This is a genomic window from Prevotella sp. C0209C1 (assembly GCF_056583855.1).
Map to the genome: position 1 here is coordinate 1 of NZ_JBWPJP010000070.1, position 1,328 is coordinate 1,328.

General features: G+C 38.0%; 1 protein-coding gene. It reads right to left on the minus strand.

Features of this window, described 5'->3' with window-relative positions:
• Positions 1-581 precede the first annotated feature (581 nt).
• Positions 582-1,328: relaxase family protein (locus tag AC1DCD_RS10205; RefSeq protein WP_464682279.1), on the minus strand; the 747-nt coding region annotated here is incomplete at its 5' end.

Genomic DNA, 1,328 nt, shown 5'->3' on the forward strand with positions numbered 1-1,328 from the left:
AACTTGTCCTTATTTCGTAAAAGCGAGTGCAAAGGTATATACTTTTTCTTAAACTAACAAATTATTATAAGAAAAAACTTAGAAATTTTGAAAAGAAAATCTTTTTTTGAAGAACATTGGAAGAATACACATTATATATATACAACAGAGCAAGAAAAACATACCACTTAAAGCATGAGCAAAACAAAAACTAAAAAAGAAAGAAGCTTACAAAAATGTTTATTTTTTTTATTTCAAAAACAATCACACAACATTCTACGCTGCTTTCTTAAAGCATTTACACTTAGGCACTTATAGCACGCAAAGCAAAACATCATCTTTTACACCGCAAAAGGTGATGTTTTGCAAGGTAAGATAATTATTAAAATGTATCTAATTGAAAATAAAGAAGTTACCTTATTGCACAAACTAAACAGGTAACGATTTGGAAACGAGCGAATTGCTTTTAGTCGCAAGTCTCTGCATTAACAAAGAACGCTTGTAATTCCGTTTGCAACGGATAATACTTTATTACCGAATAACAAACGTTTTTGATGAGATATTCTTCTTTCTGCACTTTTGATTGATTGTCTGGTTGTAGGTTATATTCCTCTTCCTCGTCTTTTCTTTCTATTGGCGTGGTATCTGAGTTTACGCTGCCATGCTGCTTCGGCATAATCATCGCCCTGTGTGGATGGTGTAATCAAATCGCCTAACCCTTCCACAACTTCATCAGCTGCGCTAACGATGGTGTCTGCCACTGCATCAATGGAGTTCTGCACTTGTGGCGTGTCATTGTCTCGTGAGATAGAGGAACGACTTGGAGGTACGAGTTGATAACCGGTATCAGGTTGTTCTTTCTTTTCTATTGGCTCTTGTATCGTTTGGTGTGGTTTCTTCTGTTCTTTCTTGTTAGTTTCTTCAAAGTTCTTCTGCAAGGAACGGTAGCCGAACTCCCTACCGATTTCGGAAGCCTTAAAGGATTGCCCTGCGTATGAGAACTTCAAACCATAAACCTTGCTCTGCTTGTTCTTCATGCGCTCTATTGCGATACCGTTCTTGTTCAACTCGTAAAGGAACATAGAATATCCTGTGATACCTGTACTTTTGTACTTTTCAAGTAGGGCATAGCATATTCTTTGTAGTTCTCTCTTTGTTTCCTCTCTTGTGGGATTGGCTTTTGCTTTCTGATGTTTCCTTTCAGCTTTGATTTCCTTGGCGATGGTCAAGCCTTTCTCTCTGCTGATTTCTTCCGCCACCCTTGCTGCCCTATTGCTCACAAAAGTAGTATCATAGACCTCTCCGTACAAACTGATGCGGTTGGCAATGATGTGAATGTGTCTGTTGTC